Genomic DNA, 16,210 nt, shown 5'->3' on the forward strand with positions numbered 1-16,210 from the left:
TCTCCTGTTATTTCGGTTCAGCCCATGCCGGGGCTGGCTGAATGTCCGGCAGCAGGGCGATATTGGACGGCAGCCCCATGATCGCCCGCCCGTAAAGCTCCAGCGAAAGCTGCCCGTTCAGCGCATTATGGCGGGTGCCGACGCTCAGGTCGCGCCACAACCGCTGCAAGGGACTGGAAAGGGCAAAGGCCCCCGGCCCGGCGACATCCATCAGCCGGTTGCCCGCCGTACGGAGCAATTCCATGGCATAGCCGCAATCGGCCTGAGCCTGCGCTTTGTCATAGCCGGTCAATACGCGCTGCTGCGCCGTCTCGTCCAGCATGGCGGCGGCACGACGTACATGCAACCAGGCCGAATCGATCTCCATGGCCGCGCGTCCGGCCGCGCCGATCAGAGCCTCCGACCCGCTTTGCCCGGCATAGTGCCAGCCCACCACCTGTCGTCTGGGCATTGCCTGAACGACGCCCTCCAGCAAAGCGGTTGCTGCGCCCAGCATCGGCGCCAGCACGCCTAGCGGGAACAGCGGTTCCATCGGCCAGCGGTCGCGCGGCTCTAGCCCTTCCATGGTCAGCAACGCCTCCGCCGACGGCTTGCGTGCCGTCCATAGGATGAGTTCCTCAGGCACGAACAAGTCCTGCGCGACAATCATGTTGCTGCCAGACCCGGCCATGCCCGCGACATGCCAGTTATCCTCTATCGAACAGGCCACATCGCGCAGATCGAGGAACGCCATGACCGGTTCAGCCCCACCATCCGTCTCAACCATAACGCCGTTCAGCGCCCAGGCGGCATGAAGGCATCCCGATCCATAGCCCCAGCGGCCCGACACGCGATAGCCGCCCGGCGCCGCAACCGCTTTGCCCGATGGCGCGGACGCGCTGCAAAACAGCTCGTCCCCAGTTCGGAATAGCCTTTCCGTCATGACGGGAGGCAGCGCGAGCGCCGTGCCGGTAATCCCCGACAACAGGCCATAGGCCCAGGCAGTGCCGACGCAGCCTTTGCCCAGTTCTGCCACGGTCTCGATATGGGTCGTCAACCTGTGCCCCGGCCCGCCTACGCGCTTGGGGGCCGTGATATGGAACAGGCCGGATGCCCGCAGCGCCTCCATCACCGGCGGGACGATCCGCCGTTCCCGCTCGCAAGCCTCGGCATGATCTTGCAGCAACGCCTCAATGACGCCGCCACGTCCACCGGATCGGCGACAAAGGCCACTTGGCCATTATCGGCCCCGCGCATTTCCGCTATTTCCAACCCCATCAGAATCGCCTTTCCCGCCTGCTCCTCAATTAAATGACATTTTTGTCATTATATGGCAACGGCAATTCTCATCACCCCGCTTCGTTTCGAATTTTTCCGGCCCTTCCTCCCGATAGGCTGTGGAAAGACACTCGTCTTCTAGGGTCCGCTTAAATCGCTGTCAGGGCCGATACGGCCAGCAATATGAGAGGACTTCCACCGATGCGTAAAATCGACCTTCCGTCTTTCGACCGCGCGGCCTTCGCGGAGAAATACGGCCCCTGGGCCATCATCGCGGGCGCATCCGAAGGCACTGGCGCCTGCTATGCCGAACAGCTTGCCGCCATGGGCATCCATCTGGTGCTGGTCTCTCGTCGGCAGGAAGCCCTCGATACCCTGGGCCAGCGCCTGGCCACCGAACATGGCATTGAATATCGCGCCATCGTCGCGGACCTGACAGAAAAGGGAGCGGGCACGCGCCTGGTCGAAGCAACGGCCGATCTCGACATTGGCCTCTATATTTCCAATGCAGGCGCCGACGGCGCGGGCAATAGTTTCTTAGGTGCGCCTGTCGACCGCTCGCTGCGCCTGCTCACCATGAATGCCGCCAATGTGCTGGAGGCGACCCATGGCTTCGGCAATCGCTTCCTGAAGCGCGGCAAGGGCGGCATCGTCGTCATGTCATCCGGCGCAGGCCTTGGCGGACAGCCTTGGCTGGTCATGTATTCCGCGACCAAGGCCTTCGAACTCAATTTCGTCGAATCGCTCTGGGCGGAACTGGATGGGCAGAATGTGGACATCGTCGGCATTGCCGCACCGATCATGGACACGCCGACCCTACGCCGCGCGACCGAGGGGCTGGGAATGGATTATTCCATGGCCTATGATCCTGCTGATGTCTGCGCTCTTGCCCTCGCCAGCCTGGGCAAGGAACCGCTGGTGATCGTTCCCGACGGTCCGGATGAGGAAAAAATCCCGCAGATCCAGGCCGATCGCAAGACGCGCCTCGTCGCGCTGGCCGAATGGGGCAAAGCCTATACCGCCGCTGCAAACGGCTGACCGGCAGGCATAAGGGGAATAGGAATGACGGATCAGGTCGACGTCGTCGTCATCGGCGCAGGACATAATGGCATGGCTGCCGCCGGCTATCTGGCGCGGGCAGGCAAGAAGGTGGTCGTGGTCGAACGGCTGGCCAAGGTCGGCGGAATGACCAGCTCGGGCTATATGATTCCCGAAGCGCCCGAACATATGGTGACGCCCTGCGCGGTCGAACTGCTGTTCGCACGCAAGTCCGGCATCATCGAGGACTTCGATCTGCACAAATATGGCCTCCGCACCGTCGATCCTGATCCGACCTATGCCTATCTGCATCCCGATGGCAGCTCCATCGCGCTATTCTACGACTATCACCGCACGGCTGAGGATATTGCGCGCATCAACCGCAATGACGGCAAGGCCTATCTTGAGTTCATGAAGACGCTGAACGTCATGATGGATATCGGTTTTCCGCTCATGATGGCCGAACCGGGCCGCCCGGACGTCAAGAACCTCTCCAAGATGATCGGGAGCGCCGTCCGCAATGTCCGCCTGAAGGACGAACTGATCGCCATGTCGAAAGCGACAGCTGACCAGATCGCCTGCGAGCGGTTCGAGCATCCCGCGACCATCGCGCTGCTGCTCGGCATTGCGGCAGGTGCCGGCCCCGTGGACGACGACGGCAATGCCGCCGCCTACATGATCTTCGCCGTTACCCATAAATATGGCACCGGCAAGCCAATCGGCAGCCTGCAATCCTTCTCCGACTCGCTCGCGCGCAGCATCGAGGCTTCGGGCGCGACGATCGAACTCAACGCCCCCGTTGCCGAAATCATCGTCGATGACGGCGCGGCAAAGGGCGTGCGGCTGGAAGATGGCCGGGTCATCCGCTCCAAGATGGTGATCGCCACCTGCGACCCTCGCACGGCGATGCGCCTAACCACGCCCGGCGGCGTGCCACGCACCCTGATGCAGCGGATCGAACATGCGCCAGCGAACCGCTCGAACGCCGCGCCGTTTCTCGCCAACATCGCCATGTCGGGTCCGCTCACCCTTAAAAAACATCAGGACATGCGTCATGATGATGCCGATCTCAATAAAGCGGTCGGCCTGATCGGCACGCCGGAGGAAGTGCGCGAAGCCTTTGCCATGGCGCGGCGCGGCGACATTCCCGACCGGCATGCGGTGTCGCTCACTCCGCTTTCCAATTCCGATCCGACGCAGGCGCCTCCGGGCGGATCGCTCGCCTATATCTACCTGCCGGGCATGGCCGTGGATGCGCGGGAAGGCTGGTCGCCTGCGCTCAAGGACAAGACCATGTCCTCGATCATCAAGCATCTCGGGGAATTTTACGATGGCCTGGACACCGAAGTCGGCCGCTTCGTCGAAACCGCGCGGGAACGGGAAAAGCGCCTTAATGTCACCAATGGCTGCGTGACTCATATCGACTTCGGCGCGCTGCGTTCGGGCGTTCATCGCCCGGCGACGGGCTTTGGCGGCCCTAAGCCGCCTTTCCCCGGCTTTCTGATCGGCGGCGCGGGCGCGCATCCGGGCGGCGGCGTATCGGGCATTGCCGGACGGATCGCAGCCAACCGGGCTCTGCGCGAACTCAAGAAAATCAAATAAGGATTTCCTGCATGTCGAATGTGCCAAATCCGGTGGGCATCCCCGCCCAGTTGGAAGACGTGACGGCGCAATGGCTGACACAGATCATGCAGCCACGTTATCCCGGCATAGTCGTCGAAGGAATGGAGGAGGTGTTTCTCCGTAACAGCCACACCACCAAATATCAGGTGAAGCTGACCCTGAACGACGTCGGCAAGGCGGCTGGCATTCCTGAGAATGTCTGCCTGAAGGCCAATTGGGCACAATTCGACAGCCAGGGCATTTGCCGCCTGGAAGCCCGTTTCTATGAGGATTTCCGCCGCCACGTCGCCTTTCCCGCGCCGCGATCCTATTTCGAGGCGTGGGATCCGCGCCCCGACAGCGGTCAGGGCCTTGTCATGATGGAGGATCTTTCCATCGAGGGTGGCCATTTCGGGATCAGCACGGATCATATGGGCGTGGAGGAAGCAGCCCGCGCGGTCGGGAGTCTTGCCCGCATTCATGGCGCCTTTTGGGACAGTCCCGTGCTACATGCGGCTGACTGGCTCCCCGTCTCCATGGCGACGCCGGTAGACACGGAACAGTTGACCATGATGTTCGGTTTTGCCGAACAGAATCATGCGAAGCCCGACTATCAGGCTTTCCTGCCCGAATGGATCAAGGGCGACATTTCACGCCTGCATACCGTCTATAACGCATTGATCGATTTCGCGCAGACGAAGGAACAGGGACCGTGGTGTCTGGTTCATGGCGACAGTCATCAGGGCAACAGCTATGTCCGCCCGGACGGCGAACGCGTGTGGCTCGACTGGCAACTTGTCCGCAAGGGCCGCCCAATTCGCGACTTCACCTATTTCGTGCTGGGCGCCCTTACCATTGAGGAACGGCGCGCCAATGATCGGGAATTGTTGCGCCATTATCGCCGCTGCCTCGTCGAAACAGGGGCACTCAATGTGCCCGACGACGACACGCTCTGGGAATATTATCGCCGCTGGCCCCCCTATGCGATGCAGGCCTGGTTGGCGAACATGGACGAATGGGGCCAGAAAGGCGCACATATCGTGGAACGTATCTTCGTCGCGGGTGAGGATCTCGGCACGGTCGCGGCTTTGGGCGTTCATTTTTAACGCGGGAGAACAGATGAATGACTGCCGCCATCACGCCTTTTCGCGTCGCCATTCCGCAGGAGGCTCTGGACGATCTGCGTCACCGGTTGAGCCGTAACCGATGGCCCGAAGCGCAGACGGTCGCCGATTGGAGTCAGGGCGTTCCGCTGGGAACATTGCGTGATCTATGCGCTTATTGGGCGGCAGGCTATGATTGGCAACGTTGCGAGGCGGCGCTCAATGCCCTGCCCCAGTTCACCACCCTCATAGACGACCTTTCCATCCACTTCATCCACGTCCGCAGTTCCCGGCCGGATGCTCTGCCGCTGATCCTCACCCATGGCTGGCCGGGATCGGTGCTGGAGTTCATGAAGGTGATCGGACCGCTCACCGATCCCGCCGCCTATGGCGCGCCCGACGCACAGGCCTTCCATGTCGTCATCCCTTCGTTGCCGGGTTATGGCTTTTCGGACAAGCCCAGGACGACTGGCTGGGGCGTCGAAAAAATTGCCGATGCCTGGATTCAACTCATGCGCCGTTTGGGTTATGCCCGTTTCGTCGCGCAAGGCGGCGACTGGGGCGCTGCCGTCACGACCGCAATCGCCATGGCGGCACCGCCCGAGTGCATCGGCGTCCATCTCAACATGCCGCTCGTTTTCCCTGTGGAAAGCGACTTTGCCGACCTGACCCCTGCCGAAGCGAAAACGGTCGAGCGGATGAAATATTATCAGGATCACGACTCCGCCTATGCCAAGCTGCAAGGCACCCGCCCCCAGACGCTGGGCTATGGGCTGTCGGATTCGCCGGTCGGTCAGGCAGCATGGATCTACGAAAAATTCCAGGCATGGACCGACAATCGGGGGGCGGCGGAGGATGCCCTGACACGCGACGAGATGCTGGACGTGATCAGCCTCTACTGGTTGACCAACAGCGGCGCTTCATCGGCGCGGCTATATTGGGAAAGCGCCAATGCGTTTCAGGCGCGGCAACTGGACCTGCCCGTCGGCGTGAGCATTTTCGCGGAGGAGATCTTTCGCCCCTCCCGCCGTTGGGCGGAACGTATTTATACCCGCCTGGTTCACTGGAACGAACTGGATGCGGGCGGCCATTTCGCTGCCTTCGAGCAGCCGACGCTTTTCGTGCAGGAATTGCGTGCCTGCTTCAAATTGATGGCCGACTAACCGTCACCCGATCGACCTACCGGCCGGCAGGCTCGATTCCCGTTGCGACGGCCGAAAATCACCTTCGCATTTCAGCCGAAAGGCATGCTGGACGACTGCATCCATGCAGATTGACGGCAAAGACATGAGAGAGGACATCCCGTCATGAGCGAGCCTGCCACCGTCCCCGTTTCGGTCATCGACCGCAATTTGGTCCCTCGTCCCTATCCTGCCCGCACCACCCCTCTGCCGCATGGCCGGTTCACTCCGGATGCTCAATGGCTGGGATCGCTGATGGCGTATAAATATCCCGGCGTGGAAGCGAAATCCATGGAAGTCGTGCAATTGTTCGACAGCCACACGACGAAATTGCGCGTTGCCGTGGATTGGAATGAGGCCGGGTTGGCCGCCGGCCTACCCCGCAATCTCTGCATCAAGTCGAACTGGTCGGGCATGTTCAGCGACGTGGACATCCACGCCCTTGAAGCGCGCTTCTATCATTTCCTGACAGACAAGCTCAGCGCGAACACCGCCACCTGCTATTATGCGGACTGGGATGATGACGGTTCGGCCCATGGCGTCATTGTGCTGGAAGATCTCATCGATCGCGGCGGGGAATTCGGCCATTCCACCCAACATGCCGGTATCGACGGCGTCGCAAGCGCGCTCGCCGATCTGGCGAAGCTGCATGCGGGCCTGTGGGACAGTCCCCTGATCACAGCCGAAGCTGCGCCCTGGCTGCCCACGTCGATGCATGTTCCGGTCGATCATGACCAAGTCCGCATCATGTGGCATTGGATCGGCGAAAATCTGAAAGATCCCAATTTCCGTGCCATCGCACCCAAACATTATCTGGACGACGCACGGCGCGTCGAGCGGGCCTATGATCGGCTGGTCGCGTTCGAGCGGGCGTTCGATGCCCCCTATTGCATCATCCTGGGGGATTGCCATCAGGGCAACACCTATATTCTGCCCAATGGCGAACGCATGTGGGTCGACTGGCAATTGGGTCGGCGCGGGCGGCCTTGGCGCGACCTTACTTATTTCACGGTCGGTTCGCTGACGATCGAGGAACGCCGCCACCATCACCGCGACCTGATCGCCCATTATCGCGACTGCCTGATCCGGGAAGGCGCAACCAACGTCATCGACCTCGGCACCATCTGGAATGAGCAGATTCCGCGCTGGGTGATGTATGGCATTCAGGCATGGGTAGCGAATATGGACCATTGGGGCCAGAATGGGCTGCCTATGAACGAACGCTTCTTCGCTGCCGGCGAAGACCTCGACAGCTGGAAATTGCTCGGAGAATGAGCCGACGATGGCAAAGGCTGGGAGCATCGCAGCCTGAGTGCATTGATGACGCGGAGAAAATTTTCGCCTGTAACGCACGGCGCAATTGACGGGCCGATCCCAAACAAGTGCCGGTCGAACGGCACAGCACGAGAGGAATTATCGCCATGGCCATGAACCATCCCACATCCACGGACGGCATCACGCCGGATTACATCAATCAGCTGCTGGCCACGACCGTGCCGAATGCCGCAGTCACCGCCGTGCGCGTGACCGACGCCAAGACTTATGGCGAACAAATGGTGTCGACCGCCGGGCGTGTCTCCATCGAAGTCGATTATGCCAGCGGCACACCCAGTGATCTCCCAACGCGGCTCGTGCTCAAGCTGACGCGGGCGGTCGATGAGATCATGGCGCCCTTTTATGCCAATGAGGTGGCCTTCTACAAAGGCATCCGGCCAGAGCTGGCGATCGAGGCGCCGCGCTGTTTCGGAGGAGATTTCAACGCGTCCACCACCCATTTCGGATTGTTGCTGGAAGACCTGACGATGCGGGGCGCGACCTTCCCCAACACGACGCAGCGGACCGGACAGGATGATGTCCGCATGTTGCTGGATCAGTTGGCGCGTCTCCATGCGGCATTCTGGGAATCGCCGCGTTTCGGTTCCGATCTCGCCTGGGTCGAAACCCATGTCGAAGGTGCGGTCGCAACGATGATGAACGAAATTGCCCCAGCCTATATCGCGCATGAGGTCGAAACCGAAAATTTCAAACGCGAACTGGTTCAGCGGCTACGCACCACGCCCGACAAGCTGTTGGCTGGCGTGCAGGCGGTGCAACGGCACCAATCCACCCTGCCTCAGACGCTGCTCCATGGCGACACTCATCTTGGCAACACCTATCGCTTGCCGGATGGAAAGGCTGGCCTGCTGGACTGGCAGTTGATGGTGCGCGGCTATGCGATGCATGATGTCAACTATATCGTCACGACCGGGCTATCCATCGCGGATCGTCGCGCGCATGAGCGCGATCTTGTCGCTTATTATCTGGACCGTCTTGGGCAGGAAGGCGTCGCCCGCCCTCCTGCTTTCGACAGCGCCTGGGAAGAATATCGGCGAACCCTGATATGGGGCGTCTACATCGGTTGGCTGACCACGCCAGTTGTTAACTATGGCTGGGAAATCAACGTGATGAACCATCTGCGGTTGACGACGGCCTATGAAGACCTCGAAACGGCGAAGCTCGTCGAAACCCTGTTATAGGGGGCGAGCCGTTACAACTGGTTGCTGCCCGCCGCTTCGAACAAGCGCTGGAAATCCACCATCGTTGGCTGATGCGCGGTAAAGCCGCCATCCACCGGGATCATTGCACCGTTGATGAAGCGGGATTCGTCCGCGGCCAGAAAGGCAACGACATTGGCGATATCGCGCGGACTGCCCAGTTCGGGATTGAGATGATGGTCGCGCAGCACGTCCTTCACCGCCTGGGGTGTCGTTTCGATGGCCGTCTCGCTGAGCACAAATCCGATAGCAATCACATTGGACCGGATGCCTTGCTTGCCATATTGCGTGGCCAGAAAACGGCTGAGATTGATCAGCGCCGCTTTCGACGCGCCATAGGCCGTCAGCGTCATTTCGCCCAGCAGGCCAAAGCCGGAAGCGGAGTGGATGAGCGATCCACCGCCGCCCTCGATCATGGCTGGCAACGCATGTTTGCATAGCAACATCGGCCCGCGCGCATTGACGGCGAAGGCCTTGTCCCATGCATCGGTCGCCAGATTGACGACATCCAGATCGCGGGCGCGCTGCTCGGTCGTCTGGTAAGCGGCATTATTGTGGATGATGTCGATCCGTCCATGCCGATGGGCGATACGCGCCACGGCTGCCGCAACGCTGTCCTCGTCCGTCAGATCGAATGCCTCTGCCTCGGCCCGCCCGCCCCTGGCACGCAATGATTCTGCTGCCGCTTCGACCCGATCGGCCAGAATGTCGGTCAGAATGACGGTCGCACCCCGCTCCAAAAGGACCGTAGCCACTTCCGTGCCGATGCCCTGACCCGCACCCGTAACGATAGCCACGCGGCCTTCCAGTGATCCCGCCATTCCATATTCTCCCATTTGCTCAATTAGCGCCGAGCTCCTGGCAACGAACACCTATAGGATGGTAGGGAATTGCCGTGCAAAACTACGGTGGATCAAAGCAATAGGCGCAGATTTTGTTACCATCCGGGTCCAGCAGATAGGCGCCATAGGCATGGGGCACGGCGCCGCGTGGACCGGGCGCGCCGGCATCGGTTCCTCCGGCTGCCAGCCCTGCCACATGAAAAAGATCCACGGCGCCGCGGTCAGGCGCCTTCAATCCCAGCGTCGCGCCATTGGACGACGTCGCCTGACCCAGCAGCGGACGCAGGATGAGCAGTTCAGGAACTCGTCTCCCATAGCCGATACCCTGATCCAGAAACGGGCCGAGATTCCCGATGCCCAATGGCGCGAGCACGGCATCATAGAAACGGGCCGATCGTTCCAGATCGTTGCTGCCAAGGCAGACATGCGTGAATATTCCCATCCAGCCTTCCTACATTTGCGCCCATCGTCGCGTCATCATCCTATGCGGAAGCAAGCCCTCAGACGTCCGGCAGTTCCAACTCACGGCGCTGCGATCCTCGCCTCCGCCGCATATTGATCCCATGCCGCCTGCATCGTTCGAACCTGTTCGGGATGCTCAGCCGCGACGTTTTTCTGTTCGGCGGGATCATCCTTCAGGTCGTAAAGCGCCCAGACGCCATCGCCGAAGGGTGGCGAAAGGCGCAACAGCTTCCACCGCCCCTGTCGAACGCTCCGCTGCCCATGCAATTCCATGGCAACCGCGTCTCCTTCACCATGTATCGCCGGGCTGCGATCAAGCAGATAGGGCAGCATGGAGCGACCCCGGACCGGAGCTACCTCCCGCTTATCCACCGACAACGTCGCATGGCCGCCCGCCGCTTCCAATATCGTGGGAGCGATGTCCATCACATTGCCATAGGCCGTGCCGATACGGCCTTGCCGCTTGAATCCGGCATAGCTGACGATCGCCGGAACCCGGGTTCCTCCTTCCGTCATCCAGCCCTTGTGCATCCGGGACGGCGCCATCGCCGCTTGGGCCCAATAGGGACCATACATCACGAATGAACTGGCTGATCCCAGATTGTCCAGCCGGTTGTCCGCTCTGGCAATATATTCCAGTTCGCCCGGCATAACGGAAAAAGTCTGCGGAACCTCACCCGCCGCGCCGTTGTCGGAACTGAAAATGAAAATCGTGTTGGAATATTGGCCGGTGGCGCGAAGATGCTGGACGAGCCGCCCGATATTTTCATCCATGCGCTCGACCATGGCGGCATAGATTTCCATCTTCCGCGCCTCGACCTGGCGCTGGGCTGCATCCAGCTTTCCCCACGCCCCCGCATCAGGACTCAATGGCGCGGGCGCGACATTGTCATCGACCAGGCCAAGCTTTTTCATCCGCTTCAGGCGCAGTTCCCGCAATTTGTCCCAGCCACCGTCATAGCGACCCTTATATTTCGCGATCAGTTCTGCCGGAGCCTGAAGCGGCGAATGAGGCGCTGTGAAGGCCAGATAGGCGAAAAAAGGCTTGTCCTTCGGCGCGGCGTCAATCTGACCTATCAATTTGCTGGTGAAATAATCGGATGAATAAAATTGCGCCGGAATGCCGGTCCGGACGCCATCCTCGCTATACCATGCCGCCGTTCCGGGGTGATCGTCCGGCCCAAACCCTCCCTTGCCGAAATGGTTATGCGCGCCCTGCAACAAGGCGAAGCTGTGTTCAAAACCGCGGGCATGAGGGTCTTGATCCGGGTCGAGGCCCAGATGCCATTTCCCCGCCATCAGCGTGCTATAGTCGGCCCCTCGCATCCGTTCCGCCAGCGTCGCGACCCGGGTGGTCAGATGCCCTTCATAGCCCCAACGTCCATCGGCCCTACCCGATTCCGCCATCGCGCCGACACCAGCCGTGTGATTGCCTGTCCCTGACAACAGCATCGACCGCGTCGGGGAACAGGTAGGCGAAGCATGAAAATCCGTGAGGCGAAGCCCGGCATGGGCGAGTTGATCGAGATTGGGTGTCGCTATCTCTCCGCCGAAAGCGCCAATGTCCGAAAAGCCAAGATCGTCGGCCAGAATGATAACGACATTGGGCCGGTCGACCTGCGGCCTTGATTTCAGCGGCTTGACAGGCGCACCGGCGACCAATGCGCCCGAAGTCAGCATCAACGCCCCGGCCAACAAGTTGAATTTCAACCTTCCGATCATTCCCTTCCCCTCTCGTCGCGATACATGTTTTCCGTCCATTGGCCGCGTTCGGGCTCTTCACCAGGATCGGCACCCCTGCCGATCGCATGGGTCGACAGACGTTCGAAAGCGGACGCGACGTGAAACATCTGCGGAAATTCCGGCACATGATCGCTATCGGTCATCTGAAGTTCCTCTCGCTCCCACTGCCTTGCACGGCGTGAACTGACCGATACCTAGATAAAGATAGGTTCAGCTATTTCCTGCGCGGCTCATCCAATGGCTTCATCAATGGGATGACAATCCATGAGCATCACGATTTTCCAACTCGACAGGTCTCGTTCCGAACGCGCCGTTTGGCTGATGGAGGAACTGGGCAGTCCTTATGACATTCGCTTCTATAAACGGCTGGAAACATTGGCGGCCGAACCTGCCTACAAGGCGCTGCACCCGATGCAGTCTTCCCCAGTGATCGAAGCCGATGGGCGGCGCATCGCCGAAAGCGGCGCGGTCATGGAATATCTCGCTACCACGCAGGGGAACGGCGCGCTTCACGCAAAGCCGGGCGACACCGACTATGTCGATTATCTGTTCTGGTTCCATTTCGCCGAGTCATCCCTGATGCCGGCGCTCGTGACAGAGATCATGGCCGAATTTGCAAACATTGCCCACAACCATCCGTCCCGTATCGCGGGCCGGGCCAGAGCCGCCCATTTCCTCGCGCTGGTCGACGACCAGTTATCGCGCACGCCCTTCATGGCTGGCGACAGATTCACGGCGGCCGACATCATGATGACTTTCCCCTTCACCACAACACGCCTGTTCATGTCCGTTGATGTGGAAGGGCATCCCAATATCGCCGCCTATGTCGAGCGGATGGCGGCGCGCCCGGCCTATCGCCAGATGCGCGCCATCGTCGACCGCACCCCGGCGACTTGAACGATCAACTCATCGCCAGCTTTTCCGTGCCGCCGGTGCGAACCCGATCCCCCATATGGGCACGGGCGCGCTCCTCTTCCGCCAGGCCTGCCGCCGTCGGATGCTGGACATCGTCCTTCGTAAGCCTTGGCGTCGCCCGGTCCCATTGCGTGATGCGCGCGCCATCGGGCGGGAGCATACCGCTCTTCTCCAGCATGGCGTCAGCACCGATCCAGGCCTTGCGTGCAGCTTCGCCGTCATTGATCCTGTAGATCGCGACATAGCGATAGTCGGGCGTCATCGGGATCATCTGCCCGAACGTCCGGAATTTCAGAAAAGCGGCGGATTTGATGCCGGGGCGCATGGCCGCTTCACGAAAATAGTTTTCCGCATACCATTGCCTGAAAGCATCATCTCCATCGGCGCCGGGGTTCAGTTCCTCCAGGATGACGCCACCTGCATGGACCAGCTCGGGGTCATTGTCCTGAAAGAGCAGCGGATAATAATGGAAATCATATAGCAGGCTGTCATCAATCGCATCCGACACCTGCATCCGCGATGTCAGCGCATTGTCCAGATGCTCGCGGCTGAAGCGGACCGGATCGAAGACATCGTAAAAGGCAAGATATTGCCAATCGAACCCTTCGGGCGGACAGGGCTGATCCGCAGCGAGCCGAAAACGCTGCGCGGTCACCGATCCCCGAAAACGCAGCGCGTCGCGGACATGGATGTTGGTGTACCAATCCTCCATGTCGGCCTCCCGGCCCGGAACGGCTTTGGTCAGCACGACCAGCACGGCATCTATCATCGCTTTTGCCTTTCCTCTCCTGATTTATGCTTTGATCAGCCCTGCGGTGGCGGCATGAAGCTGATAGGCGCACCCATCATCGCGCGATAGGATATGGGCTGTTTTCCGTCTGTGTCGCGGATGCCATATCGCTCACCCAGTTCCGCGCCGATCAAGGCCTTGCCTGAAAGAACGGCAAGGTCGGGATCTTCCGCGAGCCTGTCGAGGACAAGGCCGGAAAATTCCGGCGTTTCCCAATTGGGCAGGGATGCGCGCAACTCTTCAGGCATCATTTCCGGCGGCATGGTCCTGATGGCATCGGTCAGGATGAAACCTGGCCAGAAGGAGACCACCGACACGCCATGCGGCGCAAGATCCACAGCCATGTCCGCCGTCATCTTGTCAGTCCCGGCCTTGGCGGCGCCATAGGCAGCCCCGTGAAAATAGGACACCGCTCCATAGAAGGAAATGCTGGCGATCAGGCCCTTGCCAGCCGCTACCATCATCGGGGCGGCATAATAGGCCGCAACATAGCTGGAACGCAGCCCGATGGTGATCATGTCCGCCAGCTTCAGCGGTTTTTCCCAGAAACCACCCGGCGCGACCAGTTCGGGCCCATAAACGGCAGCAGCATTGTTGACGAGCAGGTCCAGCTTTCCGTCCGTCCGCTCGGCCAATTGTGCAAAGGCTCTTTCAACCGCGCCATCGTCATTATGGTCACATTCCAGGGCAAGACCCTTGCCGCCCGCACGCTCAATCTCAACCACGACCTCGGCCAGTTGCGCGCTGTCGCGTCCAGTGACCGCCACCATATTGCCACGCGCTGCCAGACCCCGCGCCATTCCGCGCCCCAGCCCTCGCGTGGCGCCCGTTACCAGCACAATTTTTTCGCTCATATCCTGCTCCTGTCCTTCATGCTGGCATCGCCGCGCAGGTCATGGACGTGACCTATCCGACGATCGGGGGCAACCCCAGTGCTTGATACTCCTTCAGGCCGATCGCGTCGCCGGCAGGACGACGTGACGCGCCGCTTCGCCCAATGCGGTCGGTCCGAACAATTGCATCCGCCGCCCCTCGATGGTCGCGAGCAACTGGATGATCGTGGCATCTTCCTGCGGTCCCGCGTCAATGATATGGGCTTCCAGCGCCTCGGCGGCATCCGCCCAGCGATCGAAACGGCGGCCAAGAAGCGCGGACACATCCGCCATGTTCCTTGCCACCATGTCCGCCCCATGATCGTCGGCCCTTTGCGCCCATTCGATCAGTTCGGCCACCTGCGTCTTGTGCGCCTCTGCCGCCTCTCCCGTTACAGGCAATGTCGCAAGCGTGTCCGCCAGCTTCGCCAGCAACGGCGCATTATCACCCGCGCGCTCCTCCAGCGGAGACAATTCAGGCAGTTTTATCCCCGTCAATTGAGACAGCGCCAGCAGGATGGAGCGACGCAGCGCAAGGTCGAACATGAGGTAGACCGAATGCGGATCGCCGGTGCAGGGCTGGCCCACGGTCCCCGTAAACTGCATTGTGCCCAGCAGCGAGAATTGCAGGACGTGGAAAACAACCGCATCATGATCGAGCGGTTCGCCCGTCGCCTCCTCATAATAGCGCACCAGTTCGGGCAGCGGCGCGCCCAGCGGTTCATAGCTGTTACGCATCCCCATGGTGGCGATGTCGACCAGCGGATCGCCTATCATCGAAAATTCGAAGTCGTAGAGCTGGGTCATCGCACCCTTGTCGACCAGATATTGCCCCGAATCGAACTGGATGAAGCTGGCGCGCTGGCGGTGGCGGGGCACGTTGCGGCGCAGCCAGCGGATCACGAATTCCAACAATGGCTCCGGCCGGCTCTTGGTCCGCCGATAATGCGGCATATAGGCTTCCAGGCCAACCAGCGCGATCGCCTCCGCCCCCTCGGGCAGATGCACGCCCGCGGCCACGAACGGATCGACTGGCAAACGGTGCATGGCGGCGACCGCCTGCATATAGACGCGGCCGATCGCGCTCTTGGTCGCGGCATCGAGCGCGGAAAAATCGCGCGTCCCCTCGATCGCCTCCATCACGATGCACGGCGGATCGGCAAGGTAGCCGTAAATTTCCGGCACCGGCAGCCCATGCTTGTGCAGCACATCGATGACGTCCGCTTCGCGCTTGAGATCGGGGAAGATGGAAACGTCACCGCCGCGATCGCCGCGCAGATGCAGGCGGCGCACTTCCCCCGCCTTTTCCACGTCGACAAACCAGGAAGGGCGCCAGCGGACAAGCCGCTCTAGTCCGACCACCTTGCCGCCTGTCAGTTCCTCGACAAAAGCGGTGATCCGGCCGACCGCCGCATCGTCATAATTATTGAGCGGAGCGGTATCCGTCACTGCCCGCCTTCTCCGGCTGAAAAGGCCTCCGCCACGGCGCGGGTGTCCATATATTCCTTGCCGGAAACGATCTGCCCATCCCGGATGATCAGCAGATTATGATAGTCGTTGCGATAAACGCGGTCGGGAAAGACCATCTCGCCACGGACTTCCACGGCCACCCGCTCACCTTCGGCAGTTATCCCGATGATTTCCGCCGTGCGTTTCTGCGCGACCAGCAATCCGCCCTTCACGCTGGCGATGAAATCAGCCCGGCTCATGTCCCCATGGCCCAATATCCACCAGCGGCAATCGGGATGCTGCAACGCCTCGATCGTTTCGACGTCCCCTTCCTCAACCGCCTGCATATAGCGGCGCGCCACTGCCTTGTTCGCTTCTGTATCGCCCATCAACCTTCTCCGTCATAATCCGTCCATTGCCGC

The 16,210-nt window shown here is 60.8% G+C and carries 16 protein-coding genes; 7 read left to right on the forward strand and 9 right to left on the reverse strand.

Going from position 1 to position 16,210, the window contains the following annotated elements:
- Positions 1–7 precede the first annotated feature (7 nt).
- Positions 8–1,165: an acyl-CoA dehydrogenase family protein gene (locus tag LDB26_RS12550; RefSeq protein ID WP_257538631.1), complete on the reverse strand. Its 1,158-nt coding sequence runs from the start codon at positions 1,163–1,165 to the stop codon at positions 8–10.
- 293 nt (positions 1,166–1,458) lie between these two features.
- Here LDB26_RS12550 and LDB26_RS12555 point away from each other — a divergent pair, with 293 nt between their 5' ends.
- The 6 genes from LDB26_RS12555 (at position 1,459) to LDB26_RS12580 (ending at position 8,697) form a co-directional block, all read left to right on the forward strand.
- Positions 1,459–2,295 (forward strand): SDR family oxidoreductase, encoded by an 837-nt coding sequence (locus tag LDB26_RS12555; protein ID WP_257538632.1) that lies wholly within the window; start codon positions 1,459–1,461, stop codon positions 2,293–2,295.
- 24 nt (positions 2,296–2,319) lie between these two features.
- The gene (locus LDB26_RS12560) at positions 2,320–3,897 is read left to right on the forward strand and encodes an NAD(P)/FAD-dependent oxidoreductase (RefSeq protein WP_257538633.1); all 1,578 of its coding nucleotides are present in this window, start codon (positions 2,320–2,322) and stop codon (positions 3,895–3,897) included.
- Positions 3,898–3,908: 11 nt separating this feature from the next.
- Entirely contained in the window at positions 3,909–5,003 is a 1,095-nt protein-coding gene (locus LDB26_RS12565) for a phosphotransferase (protein ID WP_257538634.1), read from the forward strand.
- A 17-nt stretch (positions 5,004–5,020) separates the two neighbouring features.
- Positions 5,021–6,163 carry an epoxide hydrolase family protein gene (locus LDB26_RS12570; RefSeq protein WP_257538635.1) on the forward strand — a complete coding sequence of 381 codons (1,143 nt, stop codon included), beginning with the start codon at positions 5,021–5,023 and terminating at the stop codon, positions 6,161–6,163.
- Positions 6,164–6,307: 144 nt separating this feature from the next.
- Positions 6,308–7,456, forward strand: coding sequence for an ecdysteroid 22-kinase family protein (locus tag LDB26_RS12575; RefSeq protein ID WP_257538636.1), 1,149 nt, complete (start codon positions 6,308–6,310; stop codon positions 7,454–7,456).
- 146 nt (positions 7,457–7,602) lie between these two features.
- The gene (locus LDB26_RS12580) at positions 7,603–8,697 is read left to right on the forward strand and encodes an ecdysteroid 22-kinase family protein (protein WP_257538638.1); all 1,095 of its coding nucleotides are present in this window, start codon (positions 7,603–7,605) and stop codon (positions 8,695–8,697) included.
- Between the two features lie 11 nt (positions 8,698–8,708).
- Here LDB26_RS12580 and LDB26_RS12585 read toward each other — a convergent pair whose 3' ends face one another.
- From LDB26_RS12585 to LDB26_RS12600, 4 genes are all read right to left on the reverse strand, one after another.
- Positions 8,709–9,536, reverse strand: a complete 828-nt coding sequence (locus tag LDB26_RS12585) for an SDR family NAD(P)-dependent oxidoreductase (protein WP_257538639.1) — start codon at positions 9,534–9,536, stop codon at positions 8,709–8,711.
- An 82-nt stretch (positions 9,537–9,618) separates the two neighbouring features.
- A complete protein-coding gene (locus LDB26_RS12590; protein WP_257538640.1) occupies positions 9,619–9,999 on the reverse strand; it encodes a VOC family protein in 381 nt (126 codons plus the stop codon).
- 80 nt (positions 10,000–10,079) lie between these two features.
- Positions 10,080–11,741 (reverse strand): arylsulfatase, encoded by a 1,662-nt coding sequence (locus LDB26_RS12595; RefSeq protein WP_257538641.1) that lies wholly within the window; start codon positions 11,739–11,741, stop codon positions 10,080–10,082.
- Positions 11,738–11,905, reverse strand: coding sequence for a hypothetical protein (locus LDB26_RS12600; protein ID WP_257538642.1), 168 nt, complete (start codon positions 11,903–11,905; stop codon positions 11,738–11,740). Before LDB26_RS12600 ends, LDB26_RS12595 begins: the two co-directional genes overlap by 4 nt.
- Before the next feature lie 121 nt (positions 11,906–12,026).
- Here LDB26_RS12600 and LDB26_RS12605 point away from each other — a divergent pair, with 121 nt between their 5' ends.
- The gene (locus LDB26_RS12605) at positions 12,027–12,659 is read left to right on the forward strand and encodes a glutathione S-transferase family protein (protein ID WP_257538643.1); all 633 of its coding nucleotides are present in this window, start codon (positions 12,027–12,029) and stop codon (positions 12,657–12,659) included.
- A gap of 4 nt (positions 12,660–12,663) precedes the next feature.
- Here LDB26_RS12605 and LDB26_RS12610 read toward each other — a convergent pair whose 3' ends face one another.
- The 4 genes from LDB26_RS12610 to LDB26_RS12625 all read right to left on the reverse strand — a co-directional run bounded on the left by LDB26_RS12610 (position 12,664) and on the right by LDB26_RS12625 (position 16,177).
- Positions 12,664–13,446, reverse strand: coding sequence for a hypothetical protein (locus LDB26_RS12610; protein ID WP_257538644.1), 783 nt, complete (start codon positions 13,444–13,446; stop codon positions 12,664–12,666).
- Between the two features lie 35 nt (positions 13,447–13,481).
- The gene (locus LDB26_RS12615; protein WP_257538645.1) at positions 13,482–14,321 is read right to left on the reverse strand and encodes an SDR family NAD(P)-dependent oxidoreductase; all 840 of its coding nucleotides are present in this window, start codon (positions 14,319–14,321) and stop codon (positions 13,482–13,484) included.
- 93 nt (positions 14,322–14,414) lie between these two features.
- Entirely contained in the window at positions 14,415–15,788 is a 1,374-nt protein-coding gene (locus tag LDB26_RS12620) for a phosphotransferase (protein WP_257538646.1), read from the reverse strand.
- Positions 15,785–16,177 carry a nuclear transport factor 2 family protein gene (locus LDB26_RS12625; RefSeq protein WP_257538647.1) on the reverse strand — a complete coding sequence of 131 codons (393 nt, stop codon included), beginning with the start codon at positions 16,175–16,177 and terminating at the stop codon, positions 15,785–15,787. The genes LDB26_RS12620 and LDB26_RS12625 overlap by 4 nt, the downstream gene beginning before the upstream one ends.
- Positions 16,178–16,210: the final 33 nt, after the last annotated feature.

Origin of the sequence: Sphingobium sp. CFD-1 (assembly GCF_024611115.1) — a bacterium.
Classification (GTDB): domain Bacteria; phylum Pseudomonadota; class Alphaproteobacteria; order Sphingomonadales; family Sphingomonadaceae; genus Sphingobium; species Sphingobium baderi_A.

Excerpts from the sequence above, each read along its gene's own strand:
- LDB26_RS12555 (WP_257538632.1), top strand. The coding sequence starts at position 1,459 with ATGCGTAAAATCGACCTTCCGTCTTTCGACCGCGCGGCCTTCGCGGAG.
- LDB26_RS12560 (WP_257538633.1), top strand. The coding sequence starts at position 2,320 with ATGACGGATCAGGTCGACGTCGTCGTCATCGGCGCAGGACATAATGGC.
- LDB26_RS12565 (WP_257538634.1), top strand. The coding sequence starts at position 3,909 with ATGTCGAATGTGCCAAATCCGGTGGGCATCCCCGCCCAGTTGGAAGAC.
- LDB26_RS12570 (WP_257538635.1), top strand. The coding sequence starts at position 5,021 with ATGACTGCCGCCATCACGCCTTTTCGCGTCGCCATTCCGCAGGAGGCT.
- LDB26_RS12575 (WP_257538636.1), top strand. The coding sequence starts at position 6,308 with ATGAGCGAGCCTGCCACCGTCCCCGTTTCGGTCATCGACCGCAATTTG.
- LDB26_RS12580 (WP_257538638.1), top strand. The coding sequence starts at position 7,603 with ATGGCCATGAACCATCCCACATCCACGGACGGCATCACGCCGGATTAC.
- LDB26_RS12585 (WP_257538639.1), bottom strand. The coding sequence starts at position 9,536 with ATGGCGGGATCACTGGAAGGCCGCGTGGCTATCGTTACGGGTGCGGGT.
- LDB26_RS12590 (WP_257538640.1), bottom strand. The coding sequence starts at position 9,999 with ATGGGAATATTCACGCATGTCTGCCTTGGCAGCAACGATCTGGAACGA.
- LDB26_RS12595 (WP_257538641.1), bottom strand. The coding sequence starts at position 11,741 with ATGATCGGAAGGTTGAAATTCAACTTGTTGGCCGGGGCGTTGATGCTG.
- LDB26_RS12600 (WP_257538642.1), bottom strand. The coding sequence starts at position 11,905 with ATGACCGATAGCGATCATGTGCCGGAATTTCCGCAGATGTTTCACGTC.
- LDB26_RS12605 (WP_257538643.1), top strand. The coding sequence starts at position 12,027 with ATGAGCATCACGATTTTCCAACTCGACAGGTCTCGTTCCGAACGCGCC.
- LDB26_RS12610 (WP_257538644.1), bottom strand. The coding sequence starts at position 13,446 with ATGATAGATGCCGTGCTGGTCGTGCTGACCAAAGCCGTTCCGGGCCGG.
- LDB26_RS12615 (WP_257538645.1), bottom strand. The coding sequence starts at position 14,321 with ATGAGCGAAAAAATTGTGCTGGTAACGGGCGCCACGCGAGGGCTGGGG.
- LDB26_RS12625 (WP_257538647.1), bottom strand. The coding sequence starts at position 16,177 with ATGGGCGATACAGAAGCGAACAAGGCAGTGGCGCGCCGCTATATGCAG.